Origin of the sequence: Ralstonia flatus, from assembly GCF_958439105.1 — a bacterium.
In the GTDB taxonomy this organism is placed as follows: Bacteria; Pseudomonadota; Gammaproteobacteria; order Burkholderiales; family Burkholderiaceae; genus Ralstonia; species Ralstonia flatus.
The window spans coordinates 1-17,109 of record NZ_CAUDLI010000002.1 but is presented as its reverse complement, the minus strand read 5'-3'; the positions used below and the strand labels follow the sequence as shown (position 1 = coordinate 17,109).

The window sequence follows — 17,109 nt, the reverse complement described above, 5'->3', positions numbered from 1 at the left end:
ATCATGGTGGCCGTCGACCCCCGCTTTGAAGCCTGGCTCTCACATGAGACCGGCATTGACGCGCCGTCCCTCGGCCCGAACACGCTGGAGCGCGCCGTGCTGGACCGCACGCGCGCCATGCTGGCCGCGCGCGGCATGCCCCACACGGTGGACGCGGTGGACGCTGCAGCGCTCGACGCGTACTGGCTGCGCTTGAACACCGCGCCCGACGAACGGCAGGCCCTGATCGAGGCGCTGGTGGTGCCCGAGACGTGGTTCTTCCGAGACCGCGAGGCCTTTGTCACGCTGGCCCGCGTGGTGGGCGAAAAACTTGCGCGCGAGCCGATGCGCGTCCTGCGCATCCTGAGCGCGCCATGCTCGACCGGCGAAGAGCCGTATTCCGCAGCGATGGCGTTGCTCGATGCCGGCATCGACCCCGCCCGCTTCACCATCGACGCGATCGACATCAGCACGCGCGCCATCGAACAGGCCCGGCGTGCGGTGTACGGGCGCAATGCCTTCCGTGGGCATCCGCTGACCTTCCGCGACCGGCATTTCACTGAAGCCGCCGGCGGCTGGCAATTGAGCGACACCGTGCGTGGGCTGGTGCGATTTGCGCAAGGCAATCTGTCTGACGCGCCGGCCGACGACACGCGCTACGACTTCATCTTCTGCCGCAACGTGCTGATCTACTTCCACCGCGATGCGCAGGACCAGGCGATTCGCCGGCTCGATTCGCAACTGGCGGAGGACGGCATGATCTTCGTCGGCCCCGCTGAAACCGGCCTGATGATGCGCCATGCCATGACTTCAGCGCGGATTCCGTTGGCGTTTGCGTTTCAGCGCACCGCAGCGGGAGAGACCGGCGCGCGGGCGCCGCTGCCGTTCCGTTTGCCATTGCCGCCAGAGCCCGCCGCTTCTGCGGTCGGGCTGCCCGGCGTGGCGTTGCCGTCGGTGCCGGTGCGGCCCGTGGCGGCGCGCGTGCCCGCCCCATCCCGACCCAGGCCGGCGCCAAGCCTCGCGGCAGGCCCGGTGGCGCACCCGTTGGCACGCCCCGTACTGCCCACCATTCCCGAGATTGAAGCCGTGCTGGGTGAGCCCCCCACGGTGGCGCAAGCGCGGCGGTTGGCTGACGCCGGCAATCTTGACGAAGCCGAGCGCGTGGCATTGGAGATCGCCAACCTGCGCGCCCCCGAAGCCGATACGTTCTACCTGCTCGGCCTGATTGCCGATGCGCGCGGCCGCCATGCTGATGCCGGCGATTTCTACCGCAAGGCGCTGTACCTGGAACCTGCCCACTACGAAGCGCTGACCCATCTTGCCGCGCTGCTCGACGTGGCCGGCGATACCGTGGCTGCACGCCAGCTGATGCTGCGTGCGGAGCGCGCGCTGGCGCGTCAGGGCAAGACACCTGCCGCATCATCCGAATCCGGAACACCGGAGCACACACGAGGAACGCATGGCGCACGCCGTCCATGACCACGCGGGCGTCACCACGCTCGTTGATGACTGCTGGAACCGCATCGGCACGCGCGGCGATCAATCCTGCCCGCGCCTGGCCGAGTATTCGCGCTGCCTGAATTGCCCCATCTTTGAAGAAGGGGCCGCGGCGCTGCTCGATCGCGCACTGAGCGACGCCGATCTGGAAGCTGCCGCACAGGCGCATCGCACGGCCGTGCCGCTGCGTGCGCTGGAGTACGCGGGCGCGGAGCTGGCCGTGCTTGTTTTCCGCATCGCAGACGAATGGCTCGCGCTGCCGGCCGCGGCGCTGCGGCAGATCGATACGCCGCGCGCCATCCACACGTTGCCGCATCGGCGTAACCGGGTGGTGCTGGGGCTGGTCAATATCCGTGGGGCGCTCACGGTGGCGGTGTCGCTGGGCGAGCTGCTGGGGCTGGATCGCACGGGCAGCAAGTACGCCGGGCGCAATGGCTATGCGCGGCTGCTCGTGGCTGCGCACAACGACGAGCCCGCCGTCTTTCCTGTGGACGAGGTGGAGGGCGTGCTGCGCTTTCCGGCCACTGCGCTGCTGCCGGTGCCGTCCACACTCACGCACGCCACGACGGCCCACGCACGCGGCGTGCTGGCGTGGCGCGATGTCACCATTGGCCTGCTCGACACCGACCGCGTGTTCGATTCGATTGCCCGGAGCCTGCGATGAGCGTGGATGACGATCTGGGACGCCAATCGCTGCTGGCTCTGTTCCACGAGGAGGCACAGACGCAGACGCGTGTGCTTTCCACCGGCCTGCTGACGCTGGAGCGCGCGCCCACCGATGCCGCGGCGCTGGAAGCCTGCATGCGCGCCGCACATTCGCTCAAGGGCGCCGCGCGCATCGTTGGCCTGCAGGACGGTGTGGACGTGGCGCACCGCATGGAGGAGTGGTTCGTGGCAGCACAGCGCGCCACGCTCGTGCTGACCGCCGCGCATATCGACGTGCTGTTGCGCGGCACGGATCTGTTGCTGCGCGTCGGGCAGCCCGGTATCGCAGGCCAGCTGCCGCGCGCCGAAGTGGAGGCTGTGCTGGCTGCGTTTTCCGCGCCGGAGCGTGCCGCCGCTGCGCCCGCCGCTACAACGTTTGCCGACCCTGACGCGGCCGCAGAAGACGCCACGATGAAGGCTGCGATGGCGTTGTTGAACGCCGAGGTGGCCGCCTTGTCGGCTCCGCCCGGGCCAGCGCCCGAGCCCGTCGCGCCCGCACCGCATCGTGCGCCCATCGGCACCACGCGCGATCCGCACCGCATGCTGCGCGTGCGTGCCGACAACCTCGACCGTCTGCTCAGCCTGTCGGGCGAATCGCTGGTCGAATCCCGCTGGCTCAAACCGTTCGGTGAGTCGATGCTGCGCGTCAAACGCAGCCACCGCGCGGCCGCGCTGGCGCTCGATGCGCTCTACGAAACGCTGGTCGAACGGCTCGACCGGCATGCCGACGCCGACACGCATGCGGCACTCAACGACGTGCGCCAGATGCTCGGCGACATGCAGCAGACGCTCGCCGAGCATATCGACGATCTGGATCGGTTCGACCGGCGCAGCACGCATCTTGCGCAGCAGTTGTACGACGAGGCCCTGCAATGCCGGATGCGGCCCTTCGGAGATGCCACGCACGCCTATCCGCGTGTGGTGCGCGACCTCGCGCGCTCATTGGGCAAGCAGGTGCGCTTCAACATCGTGGGCGAGGCCACGCAGGTCGACCGCGACATCCTCGACATGCTCGACGCCCCACTGGGCCACCTGCTGCGCAACGCCGTCGACCATGGCGTGGAAGCGCCGCAGGCCCGGGAGGCGCAGGGCAAGCCGGCGGAAGCCGCCATTACGCTGGAAGCGCGGCACAGCGCCGGCAAGCTGCTGATTACCGTGGCGGATGATGGCGCCGGCATCGACCTGGAAGCGGTGCGTGCAGCCGTGGTGCGGCGCGGCCTGTCCGATGCCGATACCGCAAGCCGCCTGTCGGATCACGAGTTGCTGGATTTCCTCCTGCTGCCCGGCTTCTCGATGCGTGAGCAGGTGACGGATGTGTCCGGCCGCGGCGTCGGGCTCGATGCCGTGCACGAGATGGTCAAGGCGGTACGCGGCACCGTTCGCATCCACAACGAGCCGGGGCGCGGCACGCGCTTCATGCTGCAGTTGCCGCTCACGCTGTCCGTCATCCGCAGCCTGCTGGTGGACGTGGGCGGCGAGGCCTATGCGTTTCCGCTGGCCTACGTGCGACGCACGCTCGAGCTGGCCCGCTCCGAGATCGACATGCTCGAAGGGCAGCAGCATTTCAGCTTCGAAGGCCGCCCGGTGGGTCTGGTGACGGCGCATCAGTTGCTCGGCACGCAGCCGCCCGGCGAAGCGCGCGACAGCGTGCCGGTGGTGGTCATCGGCGAAGGCGCCGAAACCTACGGCATTGCCGTCGATCGCTTCCTGGGTGAACGCATGCTGGTGGTCCAGCCGCTGGATGCGCGGCTGGGCAAGGTGCGCGACATCGCCGCCGGTGCATTGATGGAGAACGGCGACGCGGTGCTGATCGTCGATGTGGACGATCTGCTGCGTTCGGTCGACAAGCTCGTCCGCGGAGGCCAGCTCGACAAGGTGCAACGCGCGCAGGGCGTGTCCGTGCAGCAGCGCAAGCACGTGCTGGTGGTGGATGATTCGCTGACGGTGCGCGAGCTGGAGCGCAAGCTGCTGGAAAAGCGCGGCTATGCCGTCACCGTGGCGGTGGATGGCATGGACGGTTGGAACGCCTTGCGCGGCGCCGACTTCGACCTTGTCGTCACCGACATCGACATGCCGCGCATGGACGGCATCGAGCTGGTCACGCTCATCAAGCGCGACGCTGCGCTCAAAACGCTGCCGGTGATGGTGGTGTCGTACAAGGACCGCGAGGAAGACCGCCGCCGTGGCCTGGATGCCGGCGCGGATTACTACCTCGCCAAAGGCAGTTTCCACGATGAAGCGCTGCTCGACGCAGTGCGCGACCTGATTGGAGAAGCGCGGACATGAATATCGGCATCGTCAACGATATGCCGCTGGCGGTGGAAGCCATGCGTCGGACGATCGCGCGCAGGCCCGAGCACCGCGTGCTGTGGGTAGCGACCGACGGGGCGCAGGCGGTGGAGTTTTGCGCCGCCCAACCGCCTGACGTGGTGCTGATGGACCTGATCATGCCGCGCTTTGACGGCGTGGAAGCGACGCGCCGCATCATGGCGTCGCGCAACCCGTGCGCGATCCTGGTGGTGACCAGCAGCGTGGGCGCCAACGCGTGGCGCGTGTACGAGGCGATGGGCGCTGGAGCGCTCGATGCCGTGGATACGCCCACGCTGGGCGGCCCGGATGCCGATGCCAACCACCCGTTGCTGACCAAGATCGACCAGATCGGCCGCCTGCTGGAAAAGCCCGTTGCGCCGCGGCCGCGTGTGGGCACACCGGGGCGCGATGGCGCGGTGCCGCTGGTGGCCATCGGCGCTTCTGCCGGCGGGCCCACGGCGCTGGCGACCGTGCTGGGCAAGCTGCCGGCCGACTTTGCGGCGGGCATTGCCGTGATCCAGCACGTTGACCAGGCGTTCGCAGCGGGGATGGCCGAATGGCTGAACGGCCAGACTGCGCTCACGGTGCGCGTGGCCGCGGAAGGCGACCGCCCGCGTGCGGGCGAGGTGCTGCTCGCAGCCACCAACGACCACATGCATGTGCTGCCCGGCGGCACCTTCGGCTACACGCCGGAGCCGGCCGGCACGCCGTATCGGCCGTCGGTGGATGTGTTCTTCCACAGCGTGGTCGAGCACTGGCGGGGCAACGCCATCGGCGTGCTGCTTACGGGCATGGGCCGCGACGGCGCCATCGGCCTCAAGGCCATGCGCGCCAAGGGTTATCACACCATCGCGCAGGACGCGGCGACCAGCGCGGTGTACGGCATGCCCAAGGCAGCGGCCGCGCTGGATGCGGCGCGCGCCATTCTGCCGCTTGGCCGCATCGCCGACGAACTCATCACGCTCGCGCGCGCATGAAGCACGCGTGAGCCATCACACATACATAACCAGAAACGGGGAGCATCACATGACCAACCACCCAACCGAGATGCCGGACGATCCGGACGGTCCGGACGAAACCAAGCCCATCCCCGCAGCGGAAGCGGCACTGGAAGCCGCACGCGCGCTGCTGCGTACGCCGGCCGCCGCCGATGTTCCGGTGATGGTGCTGCTGGTGGACGATCAGGCCATCGTGGCCGAGGCCATTCGTCAGGCCCTGGCCGGTGAAGAGCGCATCGATTTCCACTACTGCGCGCGCTCGGACGAGGCGATGATCGCCGCCATCCAGACCCGCCCCACCGTCATCCTGCAAGACCTGGTGATGCCCGGCACCGACGGCCTGACGCTGGTGCGCGACTACCGTGCCAATCCCGTGCTGCGCGACGTGCCCATCATCGTGCTGTCGACCAAGGAAGAGCCGGTCATCAAGAGCGCCGCGTTTGCCGCCGGTGCCAACGACTACCTCGTCAAGCTGCCGGACCGCATCGAACTGCTGGCGCGTATCCGCTATCACTCGCGCTCGTTCGTCAACCTGCTGCAGCGCGACGAGGCCTACCGCGCGTTGCGCCAGTCGCAGCAGCAGTTGCTGGAGGCCAATCTCGAGTTGCGCCGGCTGACGAATTCCGATGGCCTGACAGGGCTTGCCAATCGCCGCTACCTCGACGAATACCTGAGCGCGGAATGGCGGCGCGGCGCACGCGAGGGCACAACGCTCTCGTTTCTGATGATCGATGTCGACAACTTCAAGCTCTATAACGACACCTACGGCCACGTGGCCGGAGACGAGGTGCTCAAGCGCATCGGCAGCACGGTGGAAGCGTGTTTGGGCCGACCCGGGGATCTGGCGGCGCGTTTCGGCGGCGAGGAATTTGCCGTCGTGCTGCCCGGCAACAGCGCCGAGGGCTTGACGCTGCTGGCCGAGAAGATCCGCAGCGCGATCGAGACCCTGCAGGTTCCGCACATGCATTCGTCCACGGGCGGATACGTGACGGTCAGTATCGGCGGCGCGGTGGTGACGCCGGTGCACGACGTTCCGACCACCACGCTCATCGAAGCCGCAGACCTGGCGCTGTATCAGGCCAAGCACGAAGGCAAGAACCGCGCGGTGATTGGCGAAGGCGCAGGCGCGGCCCGCGGTATCTAGCGGTGCTGGACGACCGCGAATGTGAGGGGTGCCGGCCCGCGAATGGTCGAAACGCGCCGCCCCGCGCCGCTCAGGTTTCCGCGAGCTGCCCGTTGAGCACAAACGCTTCAAACGCAGGGGGCGGCACCGGCGGGCAGAAGAGGTGGCCCTGGCCGTAATCGCAACCTGCCGCCACCAGGATCGCCTTCTGCTCCTCGGTTTCGATGCCCTCCGCAATCACCTTGATGTGTAGCGCGTGCGCCATGCTGACGATGGCGCTGCACAGCGCGATGTCCTTCGGGTCGTGTGCGAGGCTGCGGACGAAGGACTTGTCGATCTTGATGTAGTTGATGTCGAAGCGCTTGAGATACGACAGCGACGAATAGCCCGTGCCGAAATCGTCGAGTGCGATGTCGACACCCGCGCGCCTGAACTCGTGCAAGTGCTCGACCACCTCGTCGCTGTCGGCCATCAACGAGCCTTCGGTAATTTCAACGACCAGGCTGTGCGGCGGAAGGCCTCGACGCTCGACCACCTTCGGCCAGGACTCGGTGCTCGATTGGTGCGCGCGAAACTCCAGCGGCGATTTGTTGACCGACACCTGCAGCGTGTTGTCGAGCGTGGCATGCCACTGCACGAGCTGGTCCAGCGCCTGGTTCAGCACCCACTTGCCGATGTCGACGATCAGCCCGCTGTCTTCGGCCACCGGAATGAAATCCGCGGGATCGATCTCGCCCCGCACGGGGTGCGTCCAGCGGATCAGTGCCTCTGCCTTGCGCACCTTGCCCGTCAACAGATCGACGATCGGCTGATAGTGCACCGCAAGCTGGCCCTGCGTGAGCGCCACGCGCAAATCGCTGGTCACGCGCAGGCGTTCCTGTTCGGCGCGCTGCAATGCGGGGGTAAACACGGCCCATTGATTGCGCCCCGCGCTCTTGGCCGCAAACATGGCCTGGTCTGCGCGCACGAGCAACGATTCCGCGCTGTCGGCATCGCGCGGGTACAGCGCCACGCCAATGCTGGCCGACACTTCCACGTTTTCTTCACCCAGCTGCAGCGGCGCTGCAATGCGTGCGAGCAGCGCGCGGATGATGGGCGTGGCCGCTCCGGCATCGGGCAGGTCGGGCAGGATGATGGTGAATTCGTCGCCCGCCAGCCGCGCGACCGTATCGGTGCCGCGCACGATGGCCGAGATGCGTCGCGCGATTTCCTTGAGCAGGACGTCGCCCTGGTCGTGGCCGAGCGTGTCGTTCACTTCCTTGAAGCGGTCCAGATCAATGAACAGCAGCGCCAGTTGCGTCGACGCGTTACGCGCTCGCGCGATTTCCTGGCGCAGGCGGTTGTAGAACATGTGCCGGTTCGGCAACTCGGTCAGCGTGTCGAAGTTGGCCTGCCGCCAGATGACCTCTTCGGCGCGCTTCTTCTCCGTCATGTCGTGGATGAGCGCAACGCGGCGCGGCTCGCCCAGCGCGCTGTCGGCAAAGGTGTCGACGGTGAGCAGCGCGGGGAACTCGCTGCCGTCCTTGCGGCGGATCAGATATTCGCCGCTCCACGAACCCCGGCTTGAGACGCCCTCGCGCATGGCGTCGATCACGCTGCTCTCATTGCATTCGGAGCGGATGGCGTCGCTGGATTGGCCCTTGAATTCCTGCGCCGTATAGCCCGTGGTGACGGTAAAGGCCGGGTTCACGTCGACCACCTGCCCGTCGAGCGTCGTCACCATCATCGCTTCGCTGCTCGACGCATACACCAAGGACGCCAGGCGCATCTCTTCAAGGTGCCGTCTGCGCTCGGCGCCCTGGTGGCGGAGCGTGAAATACAGCAGCGCGAGCAGCAACGTGGACGCAGTCGCCTCGACCAGCGCGGTGCGTCGATAGCCGTCGTAAGGTGCCAGCACCGAGGCCACGGATTCGCCAACCAGGAAGTACAGCCCCACTTCGGGCACATGGTGATAGCCGATGATGCGCTCCACGCCATCGGTGCCCGACACCACGCGGTAGCTGCCCGTTTCCAGCGCGCCCGGTTGGTTGAACTGGCGGCGGCGCGGCGGCTTTTCAATGCCCGCGGTGGGGTTTGGCACGCGGGCCAGGACCTGGCCGGACTCGCGGATGATCGTGACGGCGCCGTCCTTGCCGATGGCGAGCGTGTTGGCAAAGCTGGCGAACTGTTCCGGGCTGACCGACACGACTACCACGCCGGCAAACTGCCCAGCCTTGAGGATGGGCCGCGTGAATTGGATCGACCACTTTTTCGAGACCTTGCCCTGCACCGGGTCGCTGATGAACAGCACGTCGCGGCCGCCCGATTCCTTGTGCACGCGAAAGTGCTCGCGCTGGCTGAGGTCGATGCGGTCCGTCACGGGGCCGATGCTGGAATAGAGCAGCATCCCGTTCTCGTCGATCACGGCCACCTGGAACGTCAGGTCGCGCACAATTTCTTGCCGCTCGTGAATCACCTGCTCGAACACTTCGCGACCCGCCAGCCAGCTTGCGCGCAGATCGAGCAGGAATTCCGACACGCGCCGCGCGCTGCCCAGCGAATACTCGCCAAACGCCTGCGCTTCGACCTGCGTGCGCGCCTGGGCATCGCGCGTCAGCCGGTCGCGTTCCTGGGTGAGCTGATGGAATGTGAACGACCAGATGAACAGCAGGGCCACCGCGGCACCGATGTTGAGCGGCGACAACAGTTCGCGCCGCCATCCTTGCCGAGGCGGGGTGTCGGTCGTGCTACCGGAAGAGGCCTTCGATTGCTCTGCGGGCATCCGCACTCCAGCGTTTGCGTGTCCAGTTGTCTCAGGCGCGCGCGCGGCATGCCTGGTGTCGGTCGTGTCATGTGCCTCTCACTCTATATCGGAGCGGACCACATGTGTCTGAACCCGACCGACGAGGCTGGTCAACTGGAGCGCAATCGTTTGCTGGGGGGTGGCGGAGCCCGGACTTACCCTTGGTCGTTGTTTGGGCGGCGCAACGCCTGCAGAAAGCGTTGCGCCGCACGCCGTGCGTTCGCCCGGCGCCAGGGGTTAGCGTTCGTAAAACGCGGCGTGTTTGTCTGCCATGTCGCGCAGCAGGGCCGGCGGCGCGAAGCGGCGGCCGTGCTGTGCAGCCAGGCGATCGCACTGCTCGACAAATGCGCTGATGCCCACCCGCTGGATGTGGGACACCGGCCCACCGCGGAATGCCGGAAACCCCCAGCCGAGCAGCGCGCCCACATCGGCATCGCGCGGATCGGTCACCACGCGTTCATCCAGGCATCGCGCCGTTTCCACGGCCTGCACGGTAATGAGGCGGTCGACCAGCGTCTGCACGTCGGGCTGCGCGGCGGCCTTGGGGTATTCGGTCGCCAGCCCGGGCCACAGCATCTTCTTGCCGCCTTCCGGATAGTCGTAGAAACCGCGGCCCGCCTTGCGGCCGATGCGGCCCAGCGCGACCATGCGCTCGGCCACGGCTTCGCCCGGGCGCTCGATGTAGGCAACGCCCAGGTCGGCGCGGGTCTGCTGGTTGACCTTGTGGATCAGTTCGCTCGAAACCTCGTCGATCAACGCAAGCGGCCCCACCGGCATGCCGGCCAGCAGCCCGGCGTTTTCGATCAGCGCAGGCGCCACGCCTTCGGCGAGCATCGCCAGGCCTTCGAGCACGTAGGTCGAAAACACGCGGCTCGTATAAAAGCCGCGGCTGTCATTGACGACGATGGGCGTCATGCCGATGGCCTTGACGTAATCGAGCGCCTGCGCAAGCGTGGCCCGCGTGGTCTGCCGGGCAACGATCACCTCCACCAGCGGCATCTTGTCGACCGGCGAGAAGAAATGCAGCCCGATGAAATTGCCTGGGCGCTGGCTCGCTTCTGCCAGACCGGTAATCGGCAGCGTCGATGTGTTGGACGCGAAGATGGCATCGGGCGACAGCACGGCCTCGGCCTGGCGCGTAACGTCGGCCTTGATGTCGCGCTGCTCGAACACGGCTTCAACGACGAGCCCCGCGCCGTCCAGGTCGGCGTAGGACGTGGTCGGCTGGATGCGCGCGAGCAGCGCTTCGGCCTGGTCGGCATGCAGACGGCCGCGCTGTACCTGTTTCTCGACGAGCTTGCGTGAATAGTCCTTGCCGCGTTCGGCGGCTTCCTGCGTGGTGTCGAGCAGCACGACGGGCAACCCTGCCTTGGCGGTGACGTAGGCGATGCCGGCGCCCATCATGCCGGCGCCCAGCACGCCGATCTTCGCGTAGCGCCGCGCAGGCACATCGGCGGGGCGTGCGGCCAGTTTGTTGGCGGCGTTCAGGCTGAAGAACAGGGTCCGGATCATCGCCCGTGCCTCCGGCGACAGCACCGCCTGCACGAAGTAGCGCGCCTCGGTCTGGAGGCCCGTATCGAGATCGGTGATGAGCCCTTCATACACGCACGACAGGATGCCCGCCGCGGCCGGATAGTTGCCGTAGGTTTTCTGCCGCAGCATGGCGTTGGCCGCCGTGAAGAGCTGCTGCACGGCCGGGCTGGCGATGCCGCCGCCGGGCACCTTGTAGCCCTTGATGTCCCACGGTTGCTGCGCGCGGGTCTGGCCTTCGCCCAGCAGCCACGTGCGCGCGGCATCGGCCTCGTCGCCCGCATTGACGACCGCATCCACAATGCCGAGCTTGAGCGCGTCTGCCGCCTTGATGCGCTTGCCTTCAAGCAGCATCGGCAGCGCCTTCTGCACGCCAATCAAGCGCGGCAGACGCTGCGTGCCGCCGCCGCCCGGCAAAAGGCCGAGCGTGACTTCGGGCAGGCCGAAGCGCGCGCGGGCGTTGTCGGCGGCCACGCGGTAGTGGCAGGCGAGCGCAATCTCCAGCCCGCCGCCCAGCGTCGAGCCCGGCAGCGCGGCGGCCACCGGCTTGCCGCACGTTTCCAGCTTGCGCAGCATGCGGTGCAGTTCGCACGTGCGTTCAAACAACGTGGCGGCGTCGTCGCTGGCCTGCAGCCATTCGAGGTCGCCGCCGGCAATGAAATCCGCCTTGGCGGAGGTGACGAGAATGCCCTTGACGCTGGCATCGGCGCATACGCGGTCGATGGCGGCAAAGAAAGCGGCGCAGGTTTCGCCGTTGAGCACGTTCTGTGCACGGCCCGGCTGGTTCCACGTGAGCGTGGCGATGCCGTCGGTGTCGATGGTGAGGTCGATCATGTCAGCACGCTCCTTAAACGCGTTCGATGATGGTGGCGGTGCCCATGCCGGCGCCGACGCACAGCGTGGCCAGGCCCGTGCTTGCGCCACGCCGTTCCAGCTCGTCGAGCAGCGTGCCGAGAATCATGGCGCCCGTGGCGCCGAGCGGATGGCCCATCGCAATGGCCCCGCCGTTGACGTTGATGCGGTCATGCGGCACGGCCAGCACCTCCATGAAGCGCAGCACGACGGAGGCGAAGGCTTCGTTCAGTTCGTACAGGTCGATGTCGGCCGCCGACATGCCGGCGCGCTTGAGTGCCTTCTCGGCCGCGTACGAAGGGCCGGTCAACATGATCGACGGCTCCGAGCCGATGCTCGCAAAGCCGCGGATGCGCGCACGCGGTTTGAGGCCGGCGCGCTTGCCGGCCTCGCGGCTGCCGATCAGCACGGCTGCGGCGCCATCGACGATGCCGGAGCTGTTGCCCGCGTGATGCACGTGTTCGATGCGTTCGAGTTCGGGATAGCGCTGGCGGATCACGGCGTCAAAGCCGTATTGCTCGCCCAATTCCGCAAACGAGGGTTTGAGCTGCGCGAGTGTGTCGACGGTGGTCTGCGGGCGGATCATCTCGTCGCGGTCGAGGATGGTCAGGCCGTTCTGGTCGCGCACCGGCACGATCGAACCTGTGAACCAACCAGCGGTGCTCGCCGCATGCGCGCGGCGGTGGCTCTCGGCAGCGTAGGCGTCGACGTCATGGCGGCTGTAGCCCCACTTGGTGGCGATGGTGTCGGCCGACACGCCTTGCGGCACGAAGTACAGCGGGATGGCCGCGGCCGGGTCCACAGGCCATGCGCCGCCGCTGGCACCCATCGGCACGCGCGACATGCTCTCCACGCCGCCGCCGATGGCGAAGTCGCTCTGCCCGGCCATCACCTGCGCAGCGGCCATGTTGCAGGCCTCCAGGCCCGAGGCGCAGAAGCGGTTGATCTGCACGCCGGCCGTCGTCTCGGCATAGCCGGCGGACAGGACCGCCACGCGGCCGATGCAGGCGCCTTGTTCGCCCACGGGTTCCACACAGCCGAGCACGACGTCGTCCACCAATGCCGTGTCGAGCTGATTGCGATCGCGGATGGCGCGCAGTGCGGTTGCGGCCAGGCGCAGCGGCGTGACACCGTGCAGGCTGCCGTCTTTCTTGCCCTTGCCGCGCGGGGTGCGAACGGCGTCGTAGATATAGGCTTCCATAGCGTTGCGTCCTGAAGGTCGTGCTCGTTAAAGGGTGCGGGCGATCAGCTCTTTCATGATCTCGTTGGTGCCGCCGTAGATCTGCTGCACGCGCGAATCGGCCCACGCGCGGGCGATGGGGTATTCCCACATGTAGCCGTAGCCGCCGTGCAGCTGCACGCAGCGGTCCATCACCTTGAATTGCAGGTCGGTGGTCCAGTACTTGGCCATCGATGCGGTGGTGGCATCGAGCTTGCCCGCCAGCTTGAGCGCGATGCACTGGTCGACGAACACACGGCCGATCTGCACTTCGGTTTTCAGTTCTGCCAGCGCGTGGCGCGCGGTCTGAAAATCGAGGATGGATTTGCCGAAGGCCTGGCGCTCGCGCACGTAGCGCAGCGTCCATTCGAGCGCGCCCTCGGCCGAAGCGATGGCGCCGATGGCGATCTGCAGGCGCTCCCACGGCAGTTCCTGCATCAGGTAGGCAAAACCGCGATGCTCCTCGCCGAGCAGGTTGGCGGCAGGCACGCGCACGTTGTCGAAGAACAGCTCGGCGGTGTCCTGCGCCTTCATGCCGACCTTCTTCAGCCGCTTGCCCTTGCTGAAGCCGTCCATGCTGGTGTCGACGACAAAGAGGCTCGTGCCCTTGGCGCCGCCTTCCGGCGTGGTGCGCGCCACGACGATCACCACGTCCGCGTGCCAGCCGTTGGTGATGAAGATCTTTGATCCGTTGAGCACGTAATGGCTGCCGTCGCTGCTGCGCGTGGCGGTGGTGCGCACGCCTTGCAGGTCGGAGCCCGCGCCGGGTTCGGTCATGGCAATCGCGCCGATCATCTCGGCGCTGGCCAGCTTGGGCAGGTAGTGCTGTTTCAGGGCCTCGCTCCCGTAGTGCAGCAGATACGGCGCGACGATTTCCGAATGCAGGCCGAAGCCCAGGCCCGTGGCGCCCGCGCGGGCAATCTCTTCAATCAGCACCGTGCTGTAGCGGATGTCGGCACCGGCGCCGCCATAGGCCTCGGGCATGCTGGCGCAGTGGTAGCCGGCGGCAGCCGCCTTTTCCCAGATGGCGCGGTCGACGTAGCCCTGGTCTTCCCAGCGCTCGTGGTGGGGCAGGACTTCGGCGTCGATGAAGCGGCGGACGGATTCACGGAAGGTGTCGTGTTCAGCGTCGAACAGCATACGGGCAATCATGGCGGCTCCAGAATGGGCGGCGGATGGGTTGCCGTATTTCAACAAGGCCGCGACAATTCCGGTTGATCCGGATCGCCACTTTCTTGATATGAAGCGCCAGCCGAAAGCTGCCTCCAAACGCGCCGGTTTGCACACGCGGGCGCACATTGCCATCCTCCTGCCGCCGCGCCTGTTTGCCGGTTACGTGTTTCTGACCCAGGAGATGTTGCTGGTGGCGGGCACCATGCAGGCGCGCAGCGTGGATGTGATGGGCAGCCGGCTCTTCGACATCGATGTGTTGTCGGCCGATGGGGCGGCCGTCCGAAGCTTTGGCGATATGCCGGTGCCCGCCACCGCCGCGTTGACCGATGTGCCCTACGACGTCGTGATCGTGCCCGCACAGTTCGCCCCGGAGGCGACGTTGGATGCGGAAGAAGCGCGCCTCGCCGAGTGGCTGCGCAGGCGCTATGAGGCTGGCGCCTTGGTCGTTGGCATGAACGCGGCGCCGCTGTTCGCCAAGGCTGGGTTGCTGGATGGTTGTAGAGCGACGGGGCTGGCGAGCGAGCGCGCCTGGTTTGCACGGCATTTTCCCGACGTGCATTACACGCCCGACAGGCCGCTTGCGGTGGATGGCCGCATCATCACCGTCAGCGGCATCAACCCCGCCGTGGACGCCTGCGCGTACGTCATCGATCACTGCCGCGGGGCCGGCGCATCGCGGCGGATGCTGCGCACGGCGCTCACGCAATCGCTGCCGTCATACGAACACATGGCCGTATGGACGGCGCAGTTCAAGCGCCACGGCGATGCGGCCATGCTCGCCATCCAGGACATCGTCGAACGGGAACTGGCAGCGCCCCCAGCGCTGGCGGAGCTGGCGGCCCAGGCAGCGATGAGCGAGCGCAGCTTGACGCGCCGCTTTGCCGCCGCCACCGGCAGCAACCTGCGGCGCTACGTGGCGACGCTGCGGCTGGAACTGGCCGCGTTTCTGCTGCGAACAGGCCGCCAGCCGCTCGATCACATTGCCGATGAATGCGGCTACGGCAGCGTCAGCGCACTGAGCCGGGCGTTTTCTGCCGGCCGCGGTTGCAGTCCGCTGCAATACCGGGCGCAGCACCGCACCCGCTGAAGCTTCACGGACGCAGCAGATCGAAGCCGGCCAGCAACACCACACCCGAGAGCGCGGTCAGCGGCAGCGAATGTTGGCCAAAGTACAGCAACGCGGCGGCCAGCCAACTGGCCGCGAAGAAAGCGCTCATGCGGTTCATGATGTCACCTGATCGTTGTTGGGTTGGGAGCGGTGCGGCCGGCACATTTACGCGTGCTGGTAGCGGTATTCCTGCGTCTTGCCGCCGTAGCCGTAAGCTGCCGCGCGAACCTCCTGCACATAGATATAGCTCTCTTCGTGCAGATTGCCGAGCAGCTCGGCAAAGGCCGTGAACGCCTCGGCGATGTACTGCGCCTTCTCCGCCTTGGTATTCGTTTCGTCCGTCACCTTGATGTCGAAATAGACGCTGTTCTTGCCTTGTGCGGCCAGCGTCTGCCCGCCGACGATCCAGTCTTCCGGGTCGACATAGTCGATGGCAATGGCCGTGACCTTCGGGTCCTTGCCCAGGATGCGGGAGGTGAGTTCCAGCAAGGTGCTGGCGATCTTCTGCGTCATTTCTGCAGAACGTTTGGCGCTGACTTTGACGTTGAGGATGGGCATGATGTTTTCTCCTATTAGTTAGCAATGCAACTACATGGCCAAAAAAAATGGACGCTCATGTCAGGGTAGAGCGCACACCTCGGATCTTCGTCACGGTATCGGTGAATTCGGTACTGCCCAGCACGCGCTTCAACCTTGCGGTGACGGCGCCGCTGGCCTCGTTCAACGCCGCACCGATCTTGACGGCTTCCGGCGTCGGGAAAATGGCGGTCTCGCGGCCGTCGGCTTCCGTCTTGCGACGTTCGATCAGGCCCTTGCTTTCCAGGCCATCCAGCGCGCGCGTTGCCGTGGGGCGCGTGACGGACATGGCTTCCGACAACTCGCTTTGCAGCATGCCCGGGCGGTCGACGATCGCACGGAGCATGAAGCCTTGCGGCGGCGTGAGATCGAACGGCGCAAAGGCGTCTGCCCAGACGCGGTCGAGCTTGCGGGCCAGGGCGGTGGTGTTGAAGTAGAGGCAGTGGTCGAACATGGTGAGGTGGATGGTAGGGGATGATGGTTAGATATGCAACTTGTTTTTTGTGTGTGTTGGGGGTCCACCTCTGTTTCGTTCCATGCCGGGACCGACCTACTTTTCTTTGTCTTGCCAACGAAAAGTAGGCAAAAGAAAGGCGCGCCCGAGATGGCGACTTCCCCTTGGATTTGTGTCGCGGGAAGGGAGGGGAGGCAAACTCGCTGCGCTCAGACAAGCCTCCCCTCTTTATCCTTCCCGCAACAAAAATCCAAGGCGCCATCTAGGGCTCAACGTCAAAAGAAAAAGGCCAACCCGTCGTGAGGTTGGCCTTTTCGTTTGGGCTTGTGCCCCGACGGTTTGGCTGTTGTCGTTTGACTTTCCCTGCCCTAGATGGCGCCTTGAATTTCTGTAAGCGGGCGGAAAAAGGAAGGAGGCTTGTCTGAGCGAAGCGAGTTTGCCTCCTTCCCCGCACGGTTACAGAAATTTAAGGAATGGGTCGCCTGTAGTGGTCCAATTTCCTCGGACAAGTCGATAGGCGGACAATGAGCCACGACGAGGAAAAAGCAATGGCAAGAGAGAGACGGCAGTTTGACGCGAGCTTCAAGTTGGAAGTCGCACGCATGGTCAAGGACCAGGGCCGCTCGGTGAGCGAGGTGTGCCGCAGCCTGAGCCTTGGCGAGACAGCGGTAAGGCGGTGGGTTGCGCAGTACGAAGCCGAACAGGCGGGCGGCCCGGGGATAGGTAAGCCGCTGACGGCCGAGCAGCAACGCATTCGCGAACTCGAAGCGCAGGTACGGCGGCTGCAGGAGGACAACGACATC

At 66.4% G+C, this 17,109-nt stretch carries 14 protein-coding genes; 7 read left to right on the top strand and 7 right to left on the bottom strand.

Annotated features, from left to right (window positions below; all coding sequences use genetic code 11):
- Nucleotides 1-3 precede the first annotated feature (3 nt).
- From R2676_RS03755 to R2676_RS03735, 5 genes are read left to right on the top strand one after another with little or no spacing between them, the layout of a single operon-like run.
- Nucleotides 4-1,458 carry a CheR family methyltransferase gene (locus R2676_RS03755; protein ID WP_206273821.1) on the top strand — a complete coding sequence of 485 codons (1,455 nt, stop codon included), beginning with the start codon at nt 4-6 and terminating at the stop codon, nt 1,456-1,458.
- Nucleotides 1,439-2,140, top strand: coding sequence for a chemotaxis protein CheW (locus R2676_RS03750; RefSeq protein ID WP_206273820.1), 702 nt, complete (start codon nt 1,439-1,441; stop codon nt 2,138-2,140). The genes R2676_RS03755 and R2676_RS03750 overlap by 20 nt, the downstream gene beginning before the upstream one ends.
- Entirely contained in the window at nt 2,137-4,467 is a 2,331-nt protein-coding gene (locus tag R2676_RS03745; RefSeq protein WP_206273819.1) for a hybrid sensor histidine kinase/response regulator, read from the top strand. The genes R2676_RS03750 and R2676_RS03745 overlap by 4 nt, the downstream gene beginning before the upstream one ends.
- Nucleotides 4,464-5,468, top strand: a complete 1,005-nt coding sequence (gene cheB / locus R2676_RS03740; protein WP_206273818.1) for a chemotaxis response regulator protein-glutamate methylesterase — start codon at nt 4,464-4,466, stop codon at nt 5,466-5,468. The genes R2676_RS03745 and cheB overlap by 4 nt, the downstream gene beginning before the upstream one ends.
- Nucleotides 5,469-5,517: 49 nt before the next feature.
- Nucleotides 5,518-6,633: a diguanylate cyclase domain-containing protein gene (locus R2676_RS03735; RefSeq protein ID WP_316856925.1), complete on the top strand. Its 1,116-nt coding sequence runs from the start codon at nt 5,518-5,520 to the stop codon at nt 6,631-6,633.
- A gap of 70 nt (nt 6,634-6,703) precedes the next feature.
- Here R2676_RS03735 and R2676_RS03730 read toward each other — a convergent pair whose 3' ends face one another.
- The 4 genes from R2676_RS03730 to R2676_RS03715 form a co-directional block, all read right to left on the bottom strand.
- Entirely contained in the window at nt 6,704-9,373 is a 2,670-nt protein-coding gene (locus R2676_RS03730; protein WP_316856926.1) for a bifunctional diguanylate cyclase/phosphodiesterase, read from the bottom strand.
- A 258-nt stretch (nt 9,374-9,631) separates the two neighbouring features.
- Entirely contained in the window at nt 9,632-11,758 is a 2,127-nt protein-coding gene (locus R2676_RS03725; protein ID WP_206273817.1) for a 3-hydroxyacyl-CoA dehydrogenase NAD-binding domain-containing protein, read from the bottom strand.
- 13 nt (nt 11,759-11,771) lie between these two features.
- A complete protein-coding gene (locus R2676_RS03720) occupies nt 11,772-12,977 on the bottom strand; it encodes an acetyl-CoA C-acetyltransferase (RefSeq protein WP_206273816.1) in 1,206 nt (401 codons plus the stop codon).
- Between the two features lie 27 nt (nt 12,978-13,004).
- Nucleotides 13,005-14,147, bottom strand: coding sequence for an acyl-CoA dehydrogenase family protein (locus R2676_RS03715; protein ID WP_206273815.1), 1,143 nt, complete (start codon nt 14,145-14,147; stop codon nt 13,005-13,007).
- 88 nt (nt 14,148-14,235) lie between these two features.
- On the opposite strand from R2676_RS03715, the gene R2676_RS03710 reads away from it, so the two are divergent.
- Entirely contained in the window at nt 14,236-15,255 is a 1,020-nt protein-coding gene (locus tag R2676_RS03710; RefSeq protein ID WP_206273988.1) for a GlxA family transcriptional regulator, read from the top strand.
- A 4-nt stretch (nt 15,256-15,259) separates the two neighbouring features.
- On the opposite strand, the gene R2676_RS03705 is transcribed toward R2676_RS03710, so the two are convergent.
- Genes R2676_RS03705 through R2676_RS03695 form a run of 3 tightly spaced genes read right to left on the bottom strand, consistent with a single transcriptional unit; the run spans nt 15,260 to nt 16,306 of the window.
- Complete coding sequence (locus tag R2676_RS03705) at nt 15,260-15,394, bottom strand: hypothetical protein (RefSeq protein WP_004632518.1); 135 nt, start codon at nt 15,392-15,394, stop codon at nt 15,260-15,262.
- Nucleotides 15,395-15,441: 47 nt separating this feature from the next.
- On the bottom strand, nt 15,442-15,834 hold the full coding sequence (locus R2676_RS03700; protein WP_206273814.1) for a tautomerase family protein: 393 nt from the start codon (nt 15,832-15,834) through the stop codon (nt 15,442-15,444).
- Between the two features lie 55 nt (nt 15,835-15,889).
- A complete protein-coding gene (locus R2676_RS03695; RefSeq protein ID WP_027679670.1) occupies nt 15,890-16,306 on the bottom strand; it encodes a MarR family winged helix-turn-helix transcriptional regulator in 417 nt (138 codons plus the stop codon).
- Between the two features lie 548 nt (nt 16,307-16,854).
- Here R2676_RS03695 and R2676_RS03690 point away from each other — a divergent pair.
- A partial coding sequence (locus tag R2676_RS03690) for a transposase (protein WP_316887225.1) occupies nt 16,855-17,109 on the top strand: 255 nt, incomplete at its 3' end.